Below are 18,436 nucleotides of genomic sequence, written 5' to 3' on the forward strand. Positions count from 1 at the left end.
GTTCTGTGGGGCGTTATGGGTAAGCGACGTACACATCGCTCAGCAGATCGGCCGGGCTCGGCTTGGGGTCCGACTTGGCCTTGCGCACCGCGTCCTCGATCAGCGCTTCCACCTCTGCATCGATCTGCTCCAGCTGGCTGGCCTGCAGCAGTCCGGAACGAGTGGTGCTCTGGCGAAACTGCATCAGGCAGTCGTTGTGCTCGCGGTAATGCTTGACCTCGTCGGGGGCGCGGTAGGTCTGGGCGTCGCCCTCGAAGTGGCCGTAGTAGCGGGTCAGCTTGACCTCGATCAGCGACGGCCCTTCCCCGGCCCGAGCCCGCTCCACGGCAGCGCAGGCGGCTTCGTGCACGGCGAAGAAATCAAATCCGTCCACCGTCACCCCGGGCATGCCGAAGCCGGCGGCGCGGTCGGCGATGTGATCGCAGGCCACCGACCAGTTGGACGCCGTGGCCTCGGCGTAGCCGTTGTTCTCGGCGATGAACAGGCACGGCAGGTTCCATACCGAGGCCATGTTCATGGCCTCGAACACCGCACCCTCGTTGGAGCCGCCGTCGCCGAAGAACACCACGGACACACCGTCAGTGCCTTGCAGCCGGGCGGCCAGGGCCGCGCCCACCACCAGCGGCGCACCGGCACCGACGATGCCATTGGCGCCGAGCATGCCCTTCTCGAAATCGGCGATGTGCATGGAGCCGCCCTTGCCCTGGCAGACCCCGGTCTTCTTGCCGTAGATCTCCGCCATCATCCCGTAGACGTCCACGCCCTTGGCGATGCAATGGCCGTGGCCACGGTGGTTGGAGGCGATGCAGTCATCGTCCCGCAGGTGGGCCATGACCCCGGCCGCCGAGGCTTCTTCGCCGGCGTAGAGGTGGACGAAACCGGGGATCTCGCCGGTGGCGAATTCCACGTGCAGGCGTTCTTCGAATGCGCGGATGGTACGCATCACCCGGTAGGCGTGGAGCAATTGGTCAGTGGTCAAGGGTGTCGACATTTTTATTCTCCAGGGTGTCTTGGGACTGAAGGTTCAAGGGGTGTTGCCGGTGCTCGCGATCGATGGCCAGCAGGCGCTGGCGCGCCGCGTGTGCCAGGACCGCGTTGACGTCGATGCTCAGCGGGCCGCCGGCATCCAGGGTGACCGTGGGCCGGTCGTGGGGGTTGAATTCGATCTCGCGCTCGCCATCCAGGGCCAGGGTGCCGGCGTTCAGGCACAGCGGTTGGGGCACCTCGGGTTGCAGGTAGCCGGCGTCCAGCACCCCGCAGCCCTGCAACAGGCCCGGGGCCAGGGGCACCAGCAGCGCTTCGGGGGACTGCGGGTCCAGGCGCATCCAGGCGCCGTGGGGCTCCTGGCGGGTCACCGGCAGCCACAGCCCGCAGAGCGCGGAAATGCCGATGGACTGGGGTTCGGCAAAGGTCACGAAGACCTGCGCCAGGTCGCTGGCGCGGCTGATGGCCCGGGCGCCGACGAAGGCCAGGGGCGACACCGCCACATCCACCAGGGCCACTTCGCACAGGCCCCGGGCCGGCTCGCGCACCAGCAGCCGCTTGTTGCGCCGCAGGGCGATCTCGGCGGGCACCCGGCCACTGGCGTAGAGCCCACCGGCGAGGCCGGCGCTGGTGGCTTCGCGCAGCTCCGGGAAAGCATTGTTGGTGCCGGTGGACAGGGTCAGCAGCGGTATATCACCGACCTCGGCGGCCACCGCCTTGTGGGTGCCGTCGCCGCCGAGCACGGCGATCAGCGCCACTCCGCGCTCGGCCATCCAACGTGCGGCCTGGCGGGTGTCCTCGACGCTCTGGCGCAGGGTCAGGTCGAGGAACTCCAGGGCCGGCCAGTGCTGCTCCCGGGCCTGGCGGCTGCGGCTGTTCTTGTGCACCGCGGCGGCGATCCCGGTCATGTCGGTGGGCATCAGCACCTGGGTGATGCCGGTGGCACCGAAGGCCGCCAGCAGGCGCTGGATCACCGAGACCTTGTCGGTGCTGGAGAACAGCCCGGCATTGGCGGTCAGGCGGCGCACATCACGACCCGACGCCGGGTTGGCAATGATGCCGACGGTGAGGGGGCGGCGGCTCATGGGCTCACCGCGGGCGGAGCACAGGCAGGAGAAAACATCGGGCACCTCGTTCTTATTCTTCGATGGGCCAGTCGGCGCGGGTTGCCAAGGGCTGGTTGCCAAGGGCTAGAGCAAGGCCGGTGCCAGTTGTCGAAAAACCTCTGAAGATGGCCGTTCCAGAGCGGCTGCTGCATCTTTTGCAGAGCGTTGAAGAAAGCGTTCCGTGAGACGTTGCATGTCAGGCTGCACAGGGCTCTGGCGAGACCTTGAGACGTTGCGTCTCACTGTCGTCCCGGCGGCGTTCGGTGCTTGTCGAGGGGCGCGGATCGGCGCTTAATGCGCCCACAACGATAAGAAGCTGCAACCGGAGGCCCCCATGCTTTCCGCACATTCAAGAGCCCACGTGGACTGTGTCAGCCGGGTGCTGAAGAACGCCGCGCACCTGCCCCAGGCCCCCGTCCCAAGCCTGATCCTCGACTCCTGGCGCCGCTCCATGGAGCAGCACCACCTGGACCCCGGCTCCCTGCAAGGGCCGCGCATCCTGTCCCAGGACCTGCTCAAGGAATGCCGCGAGCGCTCCGAGCTGTTCCTGCACATCGCCAGCGAAGAAGTGGCGCGCCTGCATGGCCGGGTGCGCGACGCCGACTACTGCGTGCTGCTCACCGATGCCCAGGGCCGGACCATCGACTACCGTGTGGAGTCGACCCTGCGTAACGACTGCCGCAAGGCCGGGCTGTACCTGGGCACCTGCTGGTCCGAGGGCGAGGAAGGCACCTGCGGCGTGGCCGCAGTGCTGACCGCGCGGGCCCCGGTGACGGTGCACAAGCGCGACCACTTCCGAGCGGCCTTCATCGGCCTGACCTGCTCCGCCGCCCCGGTGTTCGACCCCCAGGGTGAGTTGCTCGGGGTGCTCGATGTGTCGGCGGTGCGCTCCCCGGACGACCGCCGCTCCCAGCACCTGATCCGGCAGATGGTGGTGCAGAGCGCCCGGGAGATCGAACAGGCGTTCTTCATGAGCAGCGCCCAGGGCTGCTGGGTGCTGCGGGCCCACGGCAGCCCGGGGTATGTCGACAGCCAGCCCGACTACCTGCTGGCCTGGGACGACGACGGCGTGCTGCAAGCGCTGAACCCGGCGGCCCGGGACTACCTGCTGCGGCGCCATGGAACATTGCCCCAGCACATCGCCCAGGTGTTCGACCCGCAGCTGCTGCACCGCGCCAGCGACGAAAGCCTGTGCTCCTTGCACAGCCCCGCCGCGCCCCATGCCCTGCACGGTCGCCTGCGGGCACCGCGGCGGGCGCCCAGCCGAGCGCGCCTGACGCTGGCTGCCGCCCCCCTGGACCCGCGCGTGGAGCAAAGCCTGCGCCTGGCGGTGCGGGTCAAGGACCGCCACCTGCCGGTGCTGGTGCAAGGCGAGACCGGTTCCGGCAAGGAAGTCTTCGCCCGTCAGCTGCACCAGGCCAGCCAGCGCCGCGACCGGCCCTTCGTCGCACTGAACTGCGCGGCAATCCCGGAGAGCCTGATCGAGAGCGAGCTGTTCGGCTACGCCGCCGGCGCCTTTACCGGGGCCTCCAGCAAGGGCATGCAGGGCCTGCTGCAACAGGCCGACGGCGGCACCCTGTTCCTCGATGAAATCGGCGACATGCCCCTGGCCTTGCAGACCCGTCTGCTACGGGTGCTGGCCGAGGGCGAAGTGGCGCCGCTGGGGGCTGCGCAACGCAAGACCGTGGATATCCAGGTGATCTGCGCCACCCACCGCGACCTGCAAGCCCTGGTGGCTGAGGGCAGCTTTCGCGAGGACCTGTATTTTCGCCTCGGCGGCGCGTGCTTCCAGTTGCCGCCCCTGCGTGAACGCAGCGATCGCCTGGGGCTGATCCGGCAGATCGTCGAGGAAGAATCCAAGCGCTGTGGGGCCCCGGTGCAACTGGGCGATCGGGCGCTGGAGTGCCTGCTGGGTTATCGCTGGCCGGGCAACGTGCGCCAGCTGCGGCATGTCCTGCGCTATGCCTGCGCGGTGTGCGAAGGGCCGCTGATCCAGCTGCAGGATCTGCCCGAGCAGTTGCGCGGCAGCGATGGGCCTGAGGCCCAGCCGGTGCTCCAGGGCAGCACCAGCCCGGAACGCCAGGTGCTGCTGGATGCCTTGGTGCGCCATCGCTGGAAACCGCTGGCGGCGGCCAAGGCCCTGGGCATTTCCCGGGCGACCCTGTATCGGCGGGTGCAGCAGCACGGCATCCAGATGCCCGGCCGCAGCCCGGCCTGAGCCACACCCAGCGACCGTAGGAGCCGGCTTGCCGGCGAAGAGGCCCCTGGATTGTGCGGCGATCTTGCGGGCGCCTTCGCTGGCAAGCCAGCTCCTACAGCAGGCAGATAGACCGTGCAGCTCCCTGTAGGAGCCGGCTTGCCGGCGAAGGGGCCCCTGGATTGTGCGGTGATCTTGCGGGCGCCTTCGCTGGCAAGCCAGCTCCTACACAAGGCTGCGCGCCGTGGCGAGATCCGTAGGAACCGTGAGGTCGTGGGGTCAGGCTGGGCCGGGCTGGAAACGCGCGCGGTAGCGCCCGGGGCTTTCGCCGGTCCATTTCTTGAACGCGCGGTGGAAGGCGCTGGGCTCCTGGAAGCCGGTCAGTTCGGCAATCTCGCTGATGCTGGCCGCCGAGCGCCGCAGCAGCTCGACCGCCACGCCACGGCGCACTTCGTCCTTGATCTCCTGGTAGGAGCCGCCCTCGCGCTCCAGGCGCCGGCGCAAGGTGCTGGGGCTCATCTGCAACTCATTGGCGAAGGCTTCCAGGGTCGGCCACTGGCTGTAGTGGCTGGCCCGCAGGCGCTGGTGCACCTGGGTGATCAGGCCGTGCTGGTTGCGAAAACGGATCACCAGCCATTGCGGCGCGCTGCGCAGGAACACCTTGAGCGAGGCCAGGTCCTGGACCACCGGCAGGCGCAGCCAGCGGCTGGCAAATTCGATCTCGGTGCGCCCAGCGTTCCAGCTCAGGTTGCTGCCCCACAGCAGCGGGTCGTCGCTGAGGCTCAGGCGTGCATGGCGAAAGTCCGCGCGGTCGATGGGAATGCGTCGCCCGCCGAGCCAACACAGCAGGCTGATCACCAGCACCAGCAAGGTCTCTTCGCCATAACGGCGGCGCTCCGGGTCGGCGCTGTGGTTGTCCAGGCTGATCACCGCACGCTTGCCCCGCAGGCTGAGGCTGCCGCGAAAGTCCCGCAGGAACAGGTTGAAGTTGCCCAGGCACTGGCGCAGGGCCTTTTCCAGGTTGGGCTCCTGGATCAGCCCGCGGCAGATCAGGGCAAAGGCTCCCGGTGGCATGCCGTGGGCGTCGAGCTGGAAGAACTCGTCCTGCAGTTCGCGGATCTGTATCAGCCACAGCGCGGCGAAGGCACTGCCGGGCACTCGCGCCCGGGGCTGGTCGAGCAGCGCCGGGTCAATCCCCGCCTCCTCCAGCACCGCCGCCAGGCGCGCCGGCTGCTCGCGCAGGGCATGGGTCATCACCCGGACAAAGTAGACCGCGACCGAATCCGTTTCACGCATGTAGAGGCTGTGCTCCCGTAGCTGGACCTATGGCAAAAAACGCCAGCCCCCTTGACCGCTTTCGGCATAGGCCGGCCGCGGTGCGGGGCTCTAGACTCTCGCTGGATAATGCGCGGAGCAAGGCGTGCGCGCCATGCTCCGCGAAGGCCACGAACAAAGGAAGAGCTGAAGATGAATCTTGCAAACATCGGTGTGATCGGCGCCGGCACCATGGGCAACGGTATCGCCCAGGTCTGCGCCCAGGCGGGCTTGGAGGTGACCCTGCTGGACATCGCCCAGCTGGCCCTGGAAAAGGCCCTGGCCACCATCGGCAAGAACCTCGACCGCCTGATCGCCAAGGGCAGCCTGAACGAGGAGCAGAAGCTCGCCGCCCTGGGGCGGATCCGCATCAGCACCGACTACAGCGCACTCAAGGACGCCCAGTTGGTGATCGAAGCGGCCACCGAGAACCTCGACCTCAAGCTGCGGGTGCTGCAGCAGATTGCCGACCAGGTTGGCCCCGGGTGCGTGATTGCCTCCAACACCTCGTCGCTGTCGATCACTCAGTTGGCCGCCAGCGTCAGCGTTCCGCAGCGCTTCATCGGCCTGCATTTTTTCAACCCGGTGCCGGTGATGGGCCTGATCGAGGTGATCCGCGGCCTGCAGACCAGCGACGCGACCCACGCCCTGGCCATGGAGATGGCCCAGCGCCTGGGCAAGACCGCGATCACCGCCGGCAACCGCCCGGGTTTTGTGGTCAACCGCATCCTGGTGCCGATGATCAACGAGGCGATCCTGGTGTTCCAGGAGGGCCTGGCCAGCGCCGAGGACATCGACGCCGGCATGCGCCTGGGCTGCAACCAGCCGATCGGCCCCCTGGCCCTGGCCGACCTGATCGGCCTGGACACCCTGCTGGCGATCCTCGAGGCGTTCTACGACGGCTTCAACGACAGCAAGTACCGGCCAGCGCCGCTGCTCAAGGAAATGGTCGCCGCCGGCTACCTGGGGCGCAAGAGCCGACGGGGTTTCCATCTCTATGGCTGAGCGTTGCTCGCGCTTTGCCGAAAGCCGCGACAAGGCCCTGGAGCTGTTCGCCAGCAAGGGCTTCGGCCAGGTCGGCATGCGCGAGCTGGCGAGCCATCTGGGCTTGACCCCGGGCTCGCTGTACCACCACTACCCGAGCAAGCAGCACCTGCTGCTGGACCTGATCGAGGAGTTCTTCGACGAGCTGCACGGCACCCTCAAGCGCCTGCAGCGACGCAAGGCCCAGGGCAGTTGCCTGCCGGCGCTGATCCGGGCCCACCTCAAGCTGCACCGGGAGCTACCGCGGCACTTTCGCCTGGTGGAGCGCGACAGCGGCTGCCTGAATGCCGACCAGCAACAGCGCGTGCACCAGCTGCGCCAAGGCTACGAACAGCAGTTGCTGCAACTGCTGGGCACCCCGCCCGGCCTCAGTGCCAGCCTGCAGCAGGCCACCGCCCACGCCGTGGCCAACCTGCTGAACAATGCCCCCAGTTGGCTCAGTGAACAGGCCTTGAGTGATGGCGAACGCGAGACGTTGCTGGAGAACCTGTTGAGCGGCGCCATCGAACGCCTGATCGGCACCGCGCCGCCCCAGAGCGCGGTGGCCTGAGGCTCAACGCAGCTGCAGAGGGTCGACCAGGCCCGCGGCGATGGCCATGCCCACCAGTTGCGGCAGGTGCTCGGCCTGCATGCGCTTCATCACCCGGGAACGGTAGAGGTCGATGGTCTTGATGCTGACCCCGAGCTGCTGGGCAATCTCACGGTTGGCATAACCCTGCACCAGGGGCAATAGCACGTCCCTTTCCCGTGGGGTCAGGCTGGCCAGCCGCGCCGTCACCTGGGCCTGTCCGGCGCTCTGGCTCTGCTGCCGGCCGGCGCGACTCAGGGCCTGCTGCACGCTGTCCAGCAGCAGTTGCTCGTTGTAGGGCTTCTCGATGAAATCCTGGGCCCCGGCCTTGAACGCCCGCACCACGATGGGCACATCGGCGTGGCCGCTGACGAAGATCACCGGCAGTTGGATATCCCGCTGGCGCAACTCTTCCTGGACATTCAGCCCGCCCATGCCGGGCATCCGCACATCCAGCAGCACGCAGGCATCCAGGCGCGGATCGACCTGTTCAAGGAACTCGCGGCCACTGGTGAAAGGCATGGCCTTGAGGCCCACCGACTCCAGCAGCCAGACCGTGGAATCGAGCATGCCCGGGTCGTCGTCGACCACGTACACCAACTGCTGCGCCACACTCGTCATGCTCGGGTTCCTGTCTGTGAATGGGAGACTGAATCGGGATCAACCGGGGCGCTGGCCGGCAGTCGGCAGCACATCCTCAAGCCTTGCGCCTGAGGCTCGGCCTGCAGGTCGCCGCCGAAGCCCTCGACGATGCTGCGGCTCATGGACAGCCCCAGGCCCAGGCCGTTGGCCTTGCTGGTGTAGAACGGGGTGAACAACTGCGGCAACTGCTCCGCCGACACCCCGGGGCCCTGGTCGCTGACACTGATCCGCACCCCGCCTTCGCTGGCCGCCGCAGCGTCGAGGACGATCTGCGAAGGCTGCTGCGGGTGCACTTCGCGGTTGGCTTCGATGGCGTTGCGCAGCAGGTTCAGCAGCACCTGTTCCAGCAGTACCCGGTCGGCGTACACCGGCGACAGATTATCCGCGAGATGCAGCTGGATCGCCACCTGGCTGGCCTGGGCTTCCCAGGCACACAGGCGCACGGTCTCCCGGGCCACTTCGGCGATATCCAAGGCCTGGACCCGGCGCCCGCCCTTGCGCAGGAAGGCCCGCAGGCGCTTGATCACCTCGGCGGCGTGGGTCGCCTGCTCGGCGATCCGCTCCAGGCCCTGGGCGACCTTGCGGGCGGCCTCCGGCTGAGTGTCCAGGGCCTGCAAGTAGCGCAGGCTGGCGTTGGCGTAATTGACCACCGCCGCCAACGGCTGGTTGATCTCGTGGGCGATCCCGGAGGCCAGTTCCCCCAGGGTCACCAGCCGGGCGCTGTGGGCCAGTTCGTCCTGGTGATGGCGCTGCTGGGCCTCGCGCAATTCACGCTCGCTCTGGTCGTGGGCCACCAGGGAATAGAAGCGCTCGCCGCTGGCCGCACGATGGGCCAGGAGCATCAGCGACACCGGCACCGAGGCCGCGCCGTCCAGGGGTTGCAGGCGCGCCTCCAGGCTCCAGCGGCCGCTGCTTTCGGCGCGGTTCCAGCCCTCGTCCTGCAGGCTGTGCAGCACCTCTTCGGTGAGAAACGCCGCCAGTGGCGGCATCCCCTGCCCCACCTGCAGGCCCAGGGTGCGCCGGGCCGCCGGGTTGAGGTAGGTCACCGCCCCGCCGGGCTGGACGAACAGCACCGGGTCGGGGTTGGCTTCCACCACGTCCGCCAGCCGCCGCTTGTTTTCTTCGGCCTCGATCCGCGCGGTGATGTCCCGGGACACCGCCACCACCTCCACCACCATGCCGGTGTAGGTGTCGCGAATCGCCCGGCAGGCGGTCTCGAACCACAGGTAGTGGCCGTCGCGGTGGCGGATGCGGTAGGTCATGGTGTGGTAGCCGTCCTGCTCCAGGGCGTCCTGGGTGCGCTGCATCAGCCCGGCCAGGTTCCGCCGGTGGAACAGGCTGCGGGCCAGGCGCCCGCGCAGTTGTTCGGGCCAGTAGCCGAGCAGGGTCCAGGAAGCCGGCGAGGCATCGAGAAAGCTGCCGTCCGGGGTGTGCCGGGAAATCAGGTCGGTGGTGTTTTCGGTGATCAGCCGGTACAGGCGCCGGGCCTTGGCCGACTCGCGTTCGGCGAGGATTTGCCCGGTGGCCTCCTGGCAGCGGGCCAATACCCGTTGCCGCAGCGGGTCGGGGATGAAGGTCCAGAGCAGGATGCGTTCGCCCCATTGGGCCTCCACGTGCTCGATGGCCCGCTGCTGCTCCAGGCAAGCCCGCACCAGGGCCGGGTGATTGACCGGCAGCAGCGCCGCCGCCTCGCCTTCGGGCTGGCCTTCCAGCCATTGCCGCAGCGCCGGGTTCAGGTCCAGGGGCCGGGCCTCGGCGTCCAGCAGCAGGCTGGGCTGGGGGTCATGGCCGAGCCAGGGCGAGTCCGGCAAGCGGCCTTGGCGCTGCAGGCGCAGCCAGTGGCTCAAGTGGGTGGAGTCGGGCATGGTCGATCAATCTCGGGGCCGGAGTGGCGAATTCTTCTTATAGTACAACTACTATACAACTCAGGCAGTACTTCCATATCAATCGACAAACAGTATATAAAAGACCCCGGATAAGTCACCGAGCTTTCGCTGGGTGTGCTGCGTACCTGAGCGTAGGAGCTGGCTTGCCAGCGAAGGGGCCCGTGAGAGCGCCTTCGCCGGCAAGCCGGCTCCTACAGGCGCAGGTGTTCTTGAGAACACCTTCGCCGGCAAGCCGGCTCCTACAGGCGCAGGTGTTCTTGAGAGCGCCTTCGCCGGCAAGTCGGCTCCTACAGGCGCAGGTGTTCTTGAGAGCGCCTTCGCCGGCAAGCCGGCTCCTACCAGGCGCAGGTGTTCTTGAGAGTGCCTTCGCCGGCAAGCCGGCTCCTACAGGCGCAGGTGTTCTTGAGAGCGCCTGCGCCGGTAGGCCGGCTCCTGCAGTGGGGGCCCCAGGTACACAGCACACGCCACCCAAGCCTCGGCCAATAGAGCTAATAATCAGCCACCGGGTACCCGAACCATGTCCATCTACGAGCAAGGCCTGGCGCCGACTGCCGTCAACCATATCGCCCTCTCCCCCTTGAGCTTCATCGAGCGCACCGCCGCCGTTTACCCCGATTACCCAGCGGTGATCCACGGTTCGATCCGTCGCACCTGGGCCCAGACCTACAGCCGCTGCCGGCGCCTGGCTTCGGCCCTGGCCGGGCGCGGCATCGGCAAGAACGACACGGTGGCGGTGATGCTGCCGAACATCCCGGCGATGCTCGAAGCACACTTCGGCGTGCCGATGATCGGCGCCGTGCTCAATGCCCTCAACGTGCGCCTGGACGCCGAGGCCATCGCCTTCATGCTGGCCCACGGCGAAGCCAAGGTGCTGATCGCCGACCGCGAATTCCATGAGGTGATCCACGCCGCCGTGGCCATGCTCGACCACCCGCCGCTGGTGATCGATCTGGACGACCCCGAGTACGGCGAAGGCCAGCCGGTCAGCGACCTGGACTACGAGGCGTTCCTCGCCGAGGGCGACCCCGAGTTCGCCTGGCAGTGGCCCGCTGACGAGTGGCAGGCCATCGCCCTGAACTACACCTCGGGCACCACCGGCAACTCCAAGGGCGTGGTCTACCACCACCGCGGCGCCTACCTCAATGCCCTGGGCAACCAGATGACCTGGGCCATGGGCAACCACCCGGTGTACCTGTGGACCCTGCCGATGTTTCACTGCAACGGCTGGTGCTACCCCTGGACCGTGACCGCCCTGGCCGGGGTCCATGTGTTCCTGCGCCGGGTCGACCCGCAGAAGATCCTCACCCTGATCCGCGAGCACCAGGTCAGCCACCTGTGCGGCGCGCCGATCGTGCTCAATGCCCTGGTGAACATGCCGGAGTCGGCCAAGGCGGCCATCGACCACCCGGTCAACGCCATGGTGGCCGGGGCCGCGCCGCCGGCCAAGGTGATCGGCGCGGTGGAGCAAATGGGCATCCAGGTAACCCACGTCTACGGTCTGACCGAGGTCTACGGCCCGGTAACCCTGTGCGCCTGGCACGCCGCCTGGGATGAGTTGCCCCTGGAGCAGCGGGCGCAGATCAAGTCGCGCCAGGGGGTGCGCTACCCGACTCTGGAAGGGGTGATGGTGGCCGACCCGAAAACCCTCGAACCCACGCCCCGGGACGGCCAGACCATCGGCGAGATCTTCATGCGCGGCAACACCGTGATGAAGGGCTACCTGAAGAACCCCACGGCCACCGCCGAAGCCTTCGAGGGTGGCTGGTTCCACACCGGCGACCTGGGGGTGACTCACCCGGACGGCTACGTGGAGATCCGCGACCGGCTCAAGGACATCATCATTTCCGGCGGCGAGAACATCTCCACCATCGAACTCGAAGGCGTGCTCTATCGCCACCCGGCGGTGCTGGAAGCGGCGGTGGTGGCCCGGCCCGACGAAAAATGGGGCGAGACGCCCTGCGCCTTCATCACCCTCAAGGCCGACCATCAGGAGGTGCGCGAAGCCGAGATCATCGCCTTCTGTCGCGAACACCTGGCGGGCTTCAAGGTGCCGCGTACCGTGGTCTTCAGCCTGTTGCCCAAGACCTCCACCGGCAAGATCCAGAAGTTCGTCCTGCGCGACATGGCGAAAAACCTCTAGCCTGACTACACCTACCCAGCCCTTGTAGGAGCTGGCCGGGCGGCGCTCCGCTTGCCAGCGAAGGCGCCCTCACCAGCCCATCCCCCGTAGGAGCTGGCTTGCCAGCGAAAGCGCCCTCACCAGCGCCATCGCCCGTAGGGGCTGGCCTGCCATGCGGCGCCAGGCTCTCGGGCCCCTTCGCCGGCAAGCCGGCTCCTACAGGGGGGTGGGGTTTTCGTTATTGATTCATGCGGCCACGGCCGTTCAACCTCCCCTTTTGCCCGAGGTTCCTGCAATGCCCGAATTCAACGCTCCGCTGCGCGACATGCGCTTTGTCCTGCATGAAGTGTTCAACGCGCCCAAGCTCTGGGCCCGTCTGCCGGCCCTGGCCGACACCGTGGACGGCGACACCGCCGACGCCATTCTCGAAGAGGCGGCCAAGGTCACCGGCAACCTGATCGCCCCGCTCAACCGCAGCGGCGACGAGGAAGGCGCCACCTGGCACAACGGCCAGGTGACCACCCCGGCCGGTTTCAAGGAGGCCTACAGCACCTACATCCAGGGTGGCTGGGTCGGCCTGAGCGGCAACCCGGCCTACGGCGGCATGGGCATGCCGAAGATGCTCGCGGTGCAGTTCGAGGAAATGCTCTACGCCGCCAACTCCAGTTTCGCCCTGTATTCGGCCCTGAGTTCCGGGGCCTGCCTGGCCATCGACGCCCACGCCAGCGAAACGCTGAAGCAGCTGTACCTGCCGCCGATGTACGAAGGCCGCTGGGCCGGTTCCATGTGCCTCACCGAAGCCCATGCCGGCACCGACCTGGGGATCATCCGCACCCGCGCCGAGCCCCAGGCCGACGGCAGCTACCGCATCAGCGGCAGCAAGATCTTCATCACCGGCGGCGAGCAGGACCTGACCGAGAACATCATCCACCTGGTGCTGGCCAAGCTGCCGGACGCCCCCGCCGGCCCCAAGGGCATCTCGCTGTTCCTGGTGCCGAAGATCCATGTCGACGCCAACGGCGTGCTCGGCGCGGCCAATGCGGTGAGCTGCGGTTCCATCGAGCACAAGATGGGCATCAAGGCCTCGGCCACCTGCGTGCTGAACTTCGACGGCGCCAGCGGCTGGCTGATCGGCGAGGCCAACAAGGGCCTGGCGGCGATGTTCACCATGATGAACTACGAGCGCCTGTCCATCGGCATCCAGGGCATCGGCTGCGCCGAAAACTCCTACCAGAACGCCCGCACCTATGCCCGGGAACGGATCCAGAGCCGCTCCCCGGCAGGCCCGGTGGCCAAGGACCAGGTCGCCGACCCGATCATCGTCCACCCCGATGTGCGGCGCATGCTGCTGAGCATGAAGGCCATGACCGAAGGTGGCCGGGCGTTTGCCAGCTACGTCGGCCAGCAGCTGGACCTGGCCAAGTTCGCCGATCAGCCCCACGAGCGGCACAACGCCGAGGCCCTGGTGGCGCTGCTGACCCCGGTGGCCAAGGCCTTCTTCACCGACACCGGCCTGGACAGCTGCGTGCTCGGCCAGCAGGTCTTCGGCGGCCACGGCTACATCCGCGAATGGGGCCAGGAGCAGCTGGTGCGCGACGTGCGCATCGCCCAGATCTACGAAGGCACCAACGGCATCCAGGCCCTGGACTTGCTGGGGCGCAAGGTGGTGGGCAACGGCGGCGTGGCCCTGCGCCTGTTCACCGGCGAGATCCGCGACTACGCCTACCTGCCCGGCGCCGCCTACGCCGCCGAGCTGCTGGATGCGGTGCAGCGCCTGGAAGACCTCAGCGACTGGCTGCGCGAGCAGGCGGTGCACAACCCCTATGCGGTGGGCAGTGCCTGCGTCGAATACCTGCAGCTGTTCGGCTACGTGGCCTACGCCTACCTGTGGGCGCGCATGGCCCAGGTGGCCGAGCACAAGCGTTCCGAGGACCACGGCTTCTACGGCGCCAAGCTGGCCACCGCACGCTTCTACTTCAGCCGCCTGCTGCCGCGCATCCTCAGCCTGGAGCAGAGCATCCGCGCTGGCAGTTCGTCGTTGTTCGGCCTTGAGGCCGAGCAGTTCTGAGCCCCTGGGCCGGGCCGCCGGCGCCCTGCCCCAGGGCGCTAAAAAACCACCGCCCGCAGGTGCAAAACCCCGGGCGGCGCGGCATACTCCGCGCACCCGGACACCGCCCAAGGAAGAAACGTGTTGGCCCCCGCCCTGATCATCGCCAGCTCAGCCATCGTGCTGCTGCTCGGCAGCCTGCACCTGCTCTACACCTTCGCCAGCGACAAGTTCCAGCCCCGTGATCCGGCCCTGGCCGAACGCATGCGCCAGGTGTCGCCGGTGATCAGCCGCCAGACCAGCCTGTGGCGGGCCTGGGTCGGCTTCAATGCCAGCCACAGCCTGGGGGCCATGCTGTTTGGCCTGATCTACGGCTACCTGGCCTGGCTGCACCCGGCGCTGCTGCTGGAGGCCCGTGGCTTGCTGCTGATCGGCCTGGGGTTTCTCGCCAGCCTGTGGGTGCTGGCCATTCGTTACTGGTTTCGCATTCCCCTGGCGGGCATCAGCCTCGCGCTGGTGCTGTTCAGTGCCGGCACCCTGCTGCTTTTCAGCTGACTGACACCCATTGCGCAGCAGCCCTGGCCCTGCCCGACATCCATGAGTCCCACAGCCCCCGGCCATGGCCCGGGGCAAATCACCCACTTCGAGTTTGCCCATGTCCCGCCTGTACACCCTCTGGTCCCGGCTTTACTACCCGCTGTGCTGGATCGCCGTCGCCGCGCCCACGGCCACCATGATCCATTGCAACCTGAACCTGATCGTCCCCCGGGAAGTCGGCGGCACCCTGTTCGGCGGTTCCATGGGTTTTCTGATGTACCTGGGCGCCTGGGCTCTCAGCGTCCTGGGCCTGGTGCTGGCGCTGCTGACCCGGATGCCCGGCGCGCGCCTGGCCTGGATCGTCGCCGGGCTGGTGCAGTTGCTGCTGGGCCTGTGGTGGCGGATCAACTACCCGGATGATTTCGACGGCAACCTGATCTTCAGCATCCAGGCCCGGGAGCTGGACTATGTGATGGTCTTCGGCTTTGCCCTGGTCTACAGCGGCGTCTACCTGTTGCGCCAGCAGCGGCTCAAGCCGCGTCCACCCGCCACTGGCAATCTGCTGTTGCTGCGCACCCTGTGGGCCCTGGTGCTCGGGGCAGCCTTCATCCTGCCACCGCTGCAGGCCATCACCCGCAAGCCACTGCCCTATTGCGCCTTCGACCGGGCCGGCAATCAGTTGAGCCTATGCCTAGGCCCGGGCACCCGGGTGATTGTCGACTGAACGGCCCCCTGACTTCATTCCTCCTTTTCTCGACCTTGATGAGTGTGCCCATGTCTCGCCTGTTTACCCTGTGGTTGTGGCTGTACCGCCCCCTGTGCTGGATCGTCGTCGCCATCCCGCTGTCGGTGATGCTGGTGTGCGACGTGCAAATGATGCAACCGCGGGATGTCAGCGGCACGTTGTTCGGCGGCGCCATGGGTTTTCAGCTGTACCTGTTTGCCTGGGTGCTGTGCCTGATCGGCCTGGTCCTGGCCCTGCTGACTCGTATGCCCGGCGCGCGCATGGCCTGGCTGATGGCCGGGCTCGTGCCCTTGCTGCTGGGGGCCTGGTGGCGGCTCACCTACCCGGATGATGAAGATGGCAGCCGCTCCTTCAGCCCCCAGGACTGGGAACTGGACTACATGATGGGCATCGTGTGCCTGTTCGTTATCAGCGGCCTGTACTTCTACTGGCGCCGACGCCTCGTCTCACGGCCCGCCGCCACCAGCGCCGATGTGCTGTTTCTGCAAACCCTGTGGGCGCTGGTCCTGGCGGCGGCGTTCATCCTGCCACCGCTGAGCTTCATCAAGCAGCAATCCCTGCCCCGCTGCGCGTTCAACAAGGCCGGGGAGCAATTGACCGTGTGCCTGAGCGATGATCCGAACGAGCCGGTGATTGTCGACTGAGCCGCCGCTGGCAGCAGCCCGGACACAAAAAAGCCCCGAACCGATCGGGGCTTTTTTTTCTGCCGGGCGCTATCGATGCTGGGTGGCCGGTGACGCCCTGCGCACCGGCAAGGCGGCAGCAAAGGCCAGGGCTTCTTCCCGAGTGCCGAAAGTGGCGAGCCGGTCACCCGCTGTGCAGACCTTCCAGGGGCCGTGGTTGACGCTCAATACCTGATAACCGTTGATCTGCAGCTTGTTCAGCAGCGGCGTACTCATGGACACCTCCTTTTTTTTCAGCGTGCCTGGGGCTTGGCCGTTTTACCTTACACCCGCAGAACGGCCCGGCGACGGCCGCATGTCGGCGTGCCGCGGTCATTTCCTCAGGTTGGCCAGGGGATCGTAGGCCCGCGAGCGTTTGCGCCGGTGCTCGGGTTCAGGGCGGTCCAGGGGTGCCCTGGCCGGGCCTACCGGGTCTACCTGGGGGTCGGCCAGGTCTGGCGAATCGGGGTCGAAACCCGGGTCATGATGATTCGAGGCATGCTCGGACGAGCGCGGCCCCGTGGGATTCTTGGCAGTCATGGGCAGCTCCTGTGCCAGCCTGGAAAAGGCCGGATACAGGGGTTGGATCGCGATCCGTTGCGAGGGTGCCGGCAAGCGGACCAATGGCCAGCGGAAAATTGCATTGCGCTGCGCAGCGTCGCAGGATGACGCCCTGACCCACAACCGCTGAAAAGGAAGTGTTGATGACGATTCGTGCTGTGGTTTTCGATTTTGGTGGGGTGCTGTTCGACTGGAGCCCGCACCACCTGTACCGCCAACTGATCCCTGACGACGAGCGTCGCCAGTGGTTCCTCGACACCGTCTGCACCCAGGCCTGGAACACCCTGCAGGACGCTGGCCGGCCCCTGGCCGAAGCCACCCGCAGCCTGGTGGCCGAGCACCCCGAACATGCGCCGTTGATCGAGGCCTATTACGGGCGCTGGCCGGAGATGCTCAAGGGCCCGCTGGATGCGGGGGTGGCCCTGCTGGAGGAGCTGCACCAGGCACAGGTGCCGCTGTTCGGGTTGACCAACTGGTCTCAGGAAACCTTTCCCTATGCCTGGGAGCACTATCCGTTCCTGCAGCGGTTCCGCGACATCGTGGTGTCGGGGCAGGAGCGGCAGATCAAGCCGGATGCCGAGATCTACCACACCACCCTGGGGCGGATTCGCGCGCATTTGCCGGGGGTAGCGCCCGAGGAGCTGGTGTTCATCGATGACCATGCGCCGAATATCGTCGCGGCCAGAGCCCTGGGCTGGCGGGCGATTCATCATGTGGCGGCGAGTGAGACCCGGCGCCAGCTGCAGGAGCTGGGGCTGGTTTGAAAGGGGCGCCTCCCCCGTAGGAGCTGGCTTGCCAGCGAAGGCGCCCGTCCAGGCGCGGCATCACTTGCGCGCCTCTTCGCCGGCAAGCCGGCTCCTGCGCACAGCGCCTGAAGAAGCTTGCTCTTCAGGCCCCCTCCCCGCGGCGAAAAAATCCCCCCTCTATCGCCATCCGCAATCACCTCCCTCCTGCATATCGCCCTTTGGAATGTCCACAAAATCAACCTTTTACCTGCTGTGAATCCACCTGTCGGAAAGCCACAAAATCAATGTGCCATTACCCTGCCAATTCCATCCGCGCTGCTTAACTGCAAAAGCTGCCGAGTACCGCAGCACCCATCCACACCCACGGAAGGCACACGCCATGAGCAATGCATCTCAACATGTGATTCCACCCTACGGGGTGGCCATTCAATCGGCGATCTCCGAAGGCAAACTGCCGCAGATGAAAGCCCTGTTGGCCAAGCGCGGTCCGAAAGAGTCCGAACCCAAGGATCTGCACAGCGCCTACGAACAGCTAGCCAAGGAAGTCGCCCGCCTGGAACAGCACTAGTCGCTGTTTCCCCGTCATTGAATGGAGGCAAAGCATATGTCTGGTTCTATCCCCCAAGAAGGCCTGTTCCCCCTGAGCTACCGCATCGGTACCTCGCAACCCGGGGCTCAGACCCTGATCCTCAACCTGCTGGTGTACACCCCCGAGCACAGCGTGCGCGGCACGTCGTCCATCACTCAGGCGGTCAATCCGCCTCTGGACCTGCACAGCGATGTCTGGGGTCAGTACACCTACCTGACGGTCATGTCACCGAGCACCAGCAAGATCCTCATCACCGCCCAGGGCAATCAGGGCGGCCCCGGTTCCAACTCCGTCATCAACTTCAAGCTGCATCTGGTGGTCGGCGAGGACTGGAAGGAAGGCGTGGCCAACTACCAGTACTACAACGGGCACAGCTGGGTAACGGTCAATCAGGTCCCCGCCCATCTGCAGGAATCCGTGCAGTCGAGCACCCTCTCGGCCCCCCAGCATGGCCAGCACAACCGCCCGCTGCCACCGATCTCGGCGCTGTACGCGGCACCGATCCACGGCGCCATCGCCAGCGGCGACCTGGCGCAGATGAAGAGCCTGCACCGAGTGGCCACGCAGCAGCTGGAACAGTTGCCGCTGATCCGCACGGCGCTGGATGCGGCCAAGGCCGAGATCGGCAAGCACGAGCGGCGCTGACTGCGGCAGTCCCGCGAACCTGATGTCTTCTATCGAGATAAGGA

General features: G+C 66.9%; 17 protein-coding genes and 1 pseudogene. 11 read left to right on the plus strand and 7 right to left on the minus strand.

All coding sequences use genetic code 11. The features are described from left to right. Positions 1-13: 13 nt before the first annotated feature. Together U873_RS0120950 and U873_RS0120955 are read right to left on the minus strand one after the other, a co-directional pair. Entirely contained in the window at positions 14-991 is a 978-nt protein-coding gene (locus U873_RS0120950) for a thiamine pyrophosphate-dependent dehydrogenase E1 component subunit alpha (RefSeq protein ID WP_025130105.1), read from the minus strand. A gap of 2 nt (positions 992-993) precedes the next feature. Then, a pseudogene (locus U873_RS0120955) lies at positions 994-2,069 on the minus strand (ATP-NAD kinase family protein). Between the two features lie 355 nt (positions 2,070-2,424). Here U873_RS0120955 and U873_RS0120960 point away from each other — a divergent pair. Next, the gene (locus U873_RS0120960; RefSeq protein WP_025130107.1) at positions 2,425-4,308 is read left to right on the plus strand and encodes a sigma-54-dependent Fis family transcriptional regulator; all 1,884 of its coding nucleotides are present in this window, start codon (positions 2,425-2,427) and stop codon (positions 4,306-4,308) included. Positions 4,309-4,566: 258 nt separating this feature from the next. Here the strand turns inward: U873_RS0120960 and U873_RS0120965 are convergent, their stop codons facing one another. Then, the gene (locus tag U873_RS0120965) at positions 4,567-5,583 is read right to left on the minus strand and encodes an AraC family transcriptional regulator (protein ID WP_025130108.1); all 1,017 of its coding nucleotides are present in this window, start codon (positions 5,581-5,583) and stop codon (positions 4,567-4,569) included. A 171-nt stretch (positions 5,584-5,754) separates the two neighbouring features. Here U873_RS0120965 and U873_RS0120970 point away from each other — a divergent pair, with 171 nt between their 5' ends. Both U873_RS0120970 and U873_RS0120975 read left to right on the plus strand, forming a co-directional pair. Continuing rightward, positions 5,755-6,606 carry a 3-hydroxybutyryl-CoA dehydrogenase gene (locus U873_RS0120970; protein WP_025130109.1) on the plus strand — a complete coding sequence of 284 codons (852 nt, stop codon included), beginning with the start codon at positions 5,755-5,757 and terminating at the stop codon, positions 6,604-6,606. Next, positions 6,599-7,195 carry a TetR/AcrR family transcriptional regulator gene (locus U873_RS0120975; RefSeq protein WP_025130110.1) on the plus strand — a complete coding sequence of 199 codons (597 nt, stop codon included), beginning with the start codon at positions 6,599-6,601 and terminating at the stop codon, positions 7,193-7,195. The genes U873_RS0120970 and U873_RS0120975 overlap by 8 nt, the downstream gene beginning before the upstream one ends. 3 nt (positions 7,196-7,198) lie before the next feature. On the opposite strand, the gene U873_RS0120980 is transcribed toward U873_RS0120975, so the two are convergent. Both U873_RS0120980 and U873_RS0120985 read right to left on the minus strand, forming a co-directional pair. Further along, positions 7,199-7,834: a response regulator transcription factor gene (locus U873_RS0120980; protein WP_025130111.1), complete on the minus strand. Its 636-nt coding sequence runs from the start codon at positions 7,832-7,834 to the stop codon at positions 7,199-7,201. Beyond that, positions 7,831-9,720, minus strand: a complete 1,890-nt coding sequence (locus U873_RS0120985) for a PAS domain S-box protein (RefSeq protein WP_025130112.1) — start codon at positions 9,718-9,720, stop codon at positions 7,831-7,833. Before U873_RS0120985 ends, U873_RS0120980 begins: the two co-directional genes overlap by 4 nt. A 538-nt stretch (positions 9,721-10,258) precedes the next feature. On the opposite strand from U873_RS0120985, the gene U873_RS0120990 reads away from it, so the two are divergent. The 5 genes from U873_RS0120990 to U873_RS0121010 all read left to right on the plus strand — a co-directional run bounded on the left by U873_RS0120990 (position 10,259) and on the right by U873_RS0121010 (position 15,833). Further along, entirely contained in the window at positions 10,259-11,881 is a 1,623-nt protein-coding gene (locus U873_RS0120990; RefSeq protein WP_025130113.1) for an acyl-CoA synthetase, read from the plus strand. A gap of 274 nt (positions 11,882-12,155) precedes the next feature. After that, positions 12,156-13,928, plus strand: a complete 1,773-nt coding sequence (locus tag U873_RS0120995) for an acyl-CoA dehydrogenase C-terminal domain-containing protein (protein ID WP_025130114.1) — start codon at positions 12,156-12,158, stop codon at positions 13,926-13,928. Between the two features lie 120 nt (positions 13,929-14,048). After that, positions 14,049-14,462 carry a hypothetical protein gene (locus tag U873_RS0121000; protein ID WP_025130115.1) on the plus strand — a complete coding sequence of 138 codons (414 nt, stop codon included), beginning with the start codon at positions 14,049-14,051 and terminating at the stop codon, positions 14,460-14,462. 100 nt (positions 14,463-14,562) lie between these two features. Further along, entirely contained in the window at positions 14,563-15,168 is a 606-nt protein-coding gene (locus U873_RS0121005; RefSeq protein WP_025130116.1) for a hypothetical protein, read from the plus strand. A 50-nt stretch (positions 15,169-15,218) separates the two neighbouring features. Beyond that, entirely contained in the window at positions 15,219-15,833 is a 615-nt protein-coding gene (locus U873_RS0121010; RefSeq protein WP_025130117.1) for a hypothetical protein, read from the plus strand. Positions 15,834-15,902: 69 nt separating this feature from the next. Here U873_RS0121010 and U873_RS0121015 read toward each other — a convergent pair whose 3' ends face one another. Next, entirely contained in the window at positions 15,903-16,088 is a 186-nt protein-coding gene (locus tag U873_RS0121015) for a hypothetical protein (RefSeq protein WP_025130118.1), read from the minus strand. A 96-nt stretch (positions 16,089-16,184) separates the two neighbouring features. Beyond that, the gene (locus tag U873_RS36985) at positions 16,185-16,391 is read right to left on the minus strand and encodes a DUF6021 family protein (RefSeq protein WP_025130119.1); all 207 of its coding nucleotides are present in this window, start codon (positions 16,389-16,391) and stop codon (positions 16,185-16,187) included. A gap of 164 nt (positions 16,392-16,555) precedes the next feature. Between U873_RS36985 and U873_RS0121030 the strand changes: the two genes are divergently transcribed. From U873_RS0121030 to U873_RS0121040, 3 genes are all read left to right on the plus strand, one after another. Beyond that, a complete protein-coding gene (locus tag U873_RS0121030) occupies positions 16,556-17,176 on the plus strand; it encodes an HAD family phosphatase (protein ID WP_025130120.1) in 621 nt (206 codons plus the stop codon). Positions 17,177-17,537: 361 nt separating this feature from the next. Next, complete coding sequence (locus U873_RS0121035; protein WP_025130121.1) at positions 17,538-17,726, plus strand: DUF1843 domain-containing protein; 189 nt, start codon at positions 17,538-17,540, stop codon at positions 17,724-17,726. 36 nt (positions 17,727-17,762) lie between these two features. Continuing rightward, positions 17,763-18,392 (plus strand): DUF1842 domain-containing protein, encoded by a 630-nt coding sequence (locus U873_RS0121040; protein WP_025130122.1) that lies wholly within the window; start codon positions 17,763-17,765, stop codon positions 18,390-18,392. Positions 18,393-18,436 lie beyond the last annotated feature (44 nt).

Origin of the sequence: Pseudomonas sp. PH1b (assembly GCF_000633395.1) — a bacterium.
In the GTDB taxonomy this organism is placed as follows: Bacteria; Pseudomonadota; Gammaproteobacteria; order Pseudomonadales; family Pseudomonadaceae; genus Aquipseudomonas.